Origin of the sequence: Thermoanaerobacter siderophilus SR4 (assembly GCF_000262445.1) — a bacterium.
In the GTDB taxonomy this organism is placed as follows: domain Bacteria; phylum Bacillota; class Thermoanaerobacteria; order Thermoanaerobacterales; family Thermoanaerobacteraceae; genus Thermoanaerobacter; species Thermoanaerobacter ethanolicus.
The window spans coordinates 1,720,504-1,724,906 of sequence record NZ_CM001486.1 but is presented as its reverse complement, the minus strand read 5'-3'; the positions used below and the strand labels follow the sequence as shown (position 1 = coordinate 1,724,906).

General features: G+C 33.6%; 2 protein-coding genes and 1 pseudogene. All 3 read right to left on the bottom strand.

The genetic code is table 11. From position 1 onward, the window contains the following. Positions 1-1,601 (bottom strand): annotated as a pseudogene (locus THESIDRAFT1_RS08445) (ATP-binding protein); the annotation flags it as partial. Positions 1,602-1,626: 25 nt separating this feature from the next. Next, on the bottom strand, positions 1,627-3,321 hold the full coding sequence (locus THESIDRAFT1_RS08440; protein ID WP_006570106.1) for an ATP-binding protein: 1,695 nt from the start codon (positions 3,319-3,321) through the stop codon (positions 1,627-1,629). 25 nt (positions 3,322-3,346) lie between these two features. Next, positions 3,347-4,403: PD-(D/E)XK nuclease domain-containing protein (locus THESIDRAFT1_RS08435; protein WP_006570105.1), on the bottom strand; the 1,057-nt coding region annotated here is incomplete at its 5' end.

Here is a 4,403-nt window from a genome sequence, read left to right as displayed (position 1 = left end):
TACCTCTTAAGCTGCTTTATTCCTTCTTCTTTTATCTTGTCTATCTTGTCTTTCTCACTCTTCTTTACATACTTTAGCTCTATCAACCACTCGTATTTTATATCTGGTATCCTTATGTCCCTCTCCAAGTATATGTCTATATACCCTCCTTCTGTCTCCCTCTCACTTATTGGCCTATAGGCTTTACTGTTTACAAGATACGTAATTAATATCACTTTGATATATTTTTCATCAAAGTTTATTATGTCCCTGTTCGAAAGCACCTTTAGCACATTCTGGCTTATATACTCTATATATGGTTTTATTCTCCCTTCATACGCCATCTCTTCTATGGCTTTTGGCTATTCCAGCATTTCATATTTTATGTTGTTTTCTTCCTTTAATTTTGTTTCGAAGTACTCCCAATTCATTGTTTTTATTACGTAATTAGGTATTTCAAGTTATAAGATATTGTACTTGTAATTTTTTATTGTTAATAATCCCATATAAAATAGAAGAGAAATAAAGTATTCTTCGTCGTACATTCTGTCAAATGAAAATTTTGTTACTATCTCCGCTACTATCCTTTCCTCTTTTATGATCCTCTCTAACAATGCCCTGTTCTCTTCATTCATTGTAAGCCTGTTTAGCCTGCCATAGTCTGTCTTTACATTGTCGTCTATTAGATACTCTGGATATCCTCCTGTGTTTTTGTATTGTGCTAAAAAGTATAGTACCATGTCTGGATTGTATACCCTTGTCTTGGCATTTTTGTTGAATTTATAGCCATCGTATAATTCCCTTAAGTTATTTATTAAATTCTCTTTTTCCTCTATCCCTACTTCTTCTAGTATCTTCACTACTTCTTCTTCTGTAAATCCTAGCATCTCATTTAAGCTTAAATCCATTGTGACATTTAATGCTATGTTAAACCCACTCGTTAAGTCATCCAGCATTATTGGAGATATCCCTGTTATGAATATCCTGTCTATTACACTCTCTGTCCCTATCTTCAATGTCTCATAAAAGTCTCTTACAAAACCTGATGCCCTCACTATCTCTCTGTAAAATTCACTCTCACCCATCGCTATTATGTCATTGGCAAAATGGTCATATTCGTCTATTATTAGATAAATCTTTTTACCTACTTTTTTTACTTCATTTATTATCGTCATTATAACCGCATTTATATCAGTTATTTGGTCAATTTTCTTCCTTATTTCTTCCGTATTTTCTAATATACCCTCGTATCTGCCTAATAAAGCATTTATTGAATTTTTCACACTTAACAAAAAGGACTCTTTTAGTTGGTCTTTGTTTTCTGTGTTTAGGCCTGAAAAATTCAGTTTGAGTATCATATAACTGTTCTTTAGCTTTGTTGGATTCTTCCCTATATATAAGTCGCCAAATAGTTTCTCAAAGTCTTTCTCATTGTTTATGTCATAGTAGTTCTCTAATGTGGAAAGAAAGAGACTTTTCCCAAACCTCCTCGGCCTTATGAAAAACAGGTATTTGCTATTTAAGTTCTCTATCTTCTCTATATACATCGTTTTGTCTACATACAGGTATCCTTCTTCTCTCATCGCTCTGAAATTGGACATCCCATAGGGTATTTTCTTCATCTTTACCACCTCTTTCTTTTCTTTTTTACACTTCAATTACTTGGTATTCGTCCTTGCCTATGAATATGATTAGCGCCTGCTTTACATCTTTTCTCTCTTTTAGCCCTTTACTTTCTCTATACCTCTTAAGCTGCTTTATTCCTTCTTCTTTTATCTTGTCTATCTTGTCTTTCTCACTCTTCTTTACATACTTTAGCTCTATCAACCACTCGTATTTTATATCTGGTATCCTTATGTCCCTCTCCAAGTATATGTCTATATACCCTCCTTCTGTCTCCCTCTCACTTATTGGCCTATAGGCTTTACTGTTTACAAGATACGTAATTAATATCACTTTGATATATTTTTCATCAAAGTTTATTATGTCCCTGTTCGAAAGCACCTTTAGCACATTCTGGCTTATATACTCTATATATGGTTTTATTCTCCCTTCATACGCCATCTCTTCTATGGTCTTCCTTAACTCATTTAGGTCAAGATTAATTTTGTATTCTTTCTTTAAATTCGTTTCTATATATTCCCACATTATTGTCTTGATTACGTAATTGGGTATTTTTAAAAATAATCTCGTTTTTTCTTGCCTCTCTATCGTGAGTAATCCCATATAGAATAGCAGTGATACAAAGTATTCTTCGTCGTACATCCTGTCAAATGAAAATTTTGTTACTATCTCCGCTACTATCCCTTCCTCTTTTATGATTCTCTCTAGCAATACCTTGTTCTCTTCATTCATTGTAAGCCTGTTTAGCCTACCATAGTCTGTCTTTACATTGTCGTCTATTAAATACTCTGGATATCCTCCTGTGTTTTTGTATTGTGCTAAAAAGTATAGTACCATGTCTGGATTGTATACCCTTGTCTTGGCATTTTTGTTGAATTTATAGCCATCGTATAATTCCCTTAAGTTATTTATTAAATTCTCTTTTTCCTCTATCCCTACTTCTTCTAGTATCTTCACTACTTCTTCTTCTGTAAATCCTAGCATCTCATTTAAGCTTAAATCCATTGTGACATTTAATGCTATGTTAAACCCACTCGTTAAGTCATCCAGCATTATTGGGGATATCCCTGTTATGAATATCCTGTCTATTACACTCTCTGTCCCTATCTTCAATGTCTCATAAAAGTCTCTTACAAAGCCTGATGCCCTCACTATCTCTCTGTAAAATTCATTGTCCCCCATCGCTATTATGTCATTAGCAAAATGGTCATATTCGTCTATTATTAGGTATACCTTTTTACCTACTTTTTCTACTTCCTCAATTAGCTGGTTTATTATTGATTTTATATCTGATTTCTCTTTGACATGCTCTTTTATTTCGTCTATGTCTTTAAATATGCTTTGGTATTTATTTAAAAAGCTGCTTATTGAATCAATTAGGTTTTGCTTGAATGATATTTCTAACCTGTCTCTATTGCCTGTATCTAATCCTGAAAAATTCAGTTTGAGTATCATATAACTGTTCTTTAGCTTTGTTGGGTTCTTCCCTATATATAAGTCGCCAAATAGTTTCTCAAAGTCTTCCTCATTGTTTATGTCATAGTAGTTCTCTAATGTGGAGAGAAAGAGACTCTTTCCAAACCTCCTCGGTCTTATGAAAAACAGGTATTTGCTGTTTAGGTTCTCTATCTTCTCTATATACATCGTCTTGTCTACATACAAATATCCTTCTTCTCTCATCGCTCTGAAATTTGACATCCCATAGGGTATTTTCTTCATCTTTACCACCTCTTTCTTTTCTTTTTTACACTTCAATTACTTGGTATTCGTCCTTGCCTATGAATATGATTAGCGCCTGCTTTACATCTTTTCTCTCTTTTAGCCCTTTACTTTCTCTATACCTCTTAAGCTGCTTTATTCCTTCTTCTTTTATCTTGTCTACCTTGTCTTTCTCACTCTTCTTTACATACTTTAGCTCTATCAACCACTCGTATTTTATATCTGGTATCCTTATGTCCCTCTCCAAGTATATGTCTATATACCCTCCTTCTGTCTCCCTCTCACTTATTGGCCTATAGGCTTTACTGTTTACAAGATATGTAATTAATATCACTTTGATATATTTTTCATCAAAGTTTATTATGTCCCTGTTCGAAAGCACCTTTAGCACGTTCTGGCTTATATACTCTATATACGGTTTTATTCTCCCTTCATACGCCATCTCTTCTATGGTCTTCCTTAACTCATTTAGGTCAAGATTAATTTTGTATTCTTTCTTTAAATTCGTTTCTATATATTCCCACATTATTGTCTTGATTACATAATTGGGTATTTTTAAAAATAATCTCGTTTTTTCTTGCCTCTCTATCGTGAGTAATCCCATATAGAATAGCAGTGATACAAAGTATTCTTCGTCGTACATTCTGTCAAATGAAAATTTTGTTACTATCTCCGCTACTATCCCTTCCTCTTTTATGATCCTCTCTAGCAATGCCTTGTTCTCTTCATTCATTGTAAGCCTGTTTAGCCTACCATAGTCTGTCTTTACATTGTCGTCTATTAAATTTCTAGGCGGTTTTTTGTATCTTACTATGCTGTCAAGATAATACAATACCATGTCGGGATTGTATATCCTCTTCTCCGCTTCTGCACTAAATAAATAACCATCGTATAATTCTTTTAATTCTTCTAATGATTTTTCTCTTTCTTTTTCCTCTATCCCTACTTCTTCTAGTATCTTCACTACTTCTTCTTCTGTAAATCCTAGCATCTCATTTAAGCTTAAATCCATTGTGACATTTAATGCTATGTTAAACCCACTCGTTAAGTCATCCAGCATTATTGGGGATATCCCTGTTATG

What these genes read in the sequence shown, in the direction of transcription:
- THESIDRAFT1_RS08440 (WP_006570106.1), bottom strand. Translation starts at nt 3,321, where the DNA reads ATGAAGAAAATACCCTATGGGATGTCAAATTTCAGAGCGATGAGAGAA.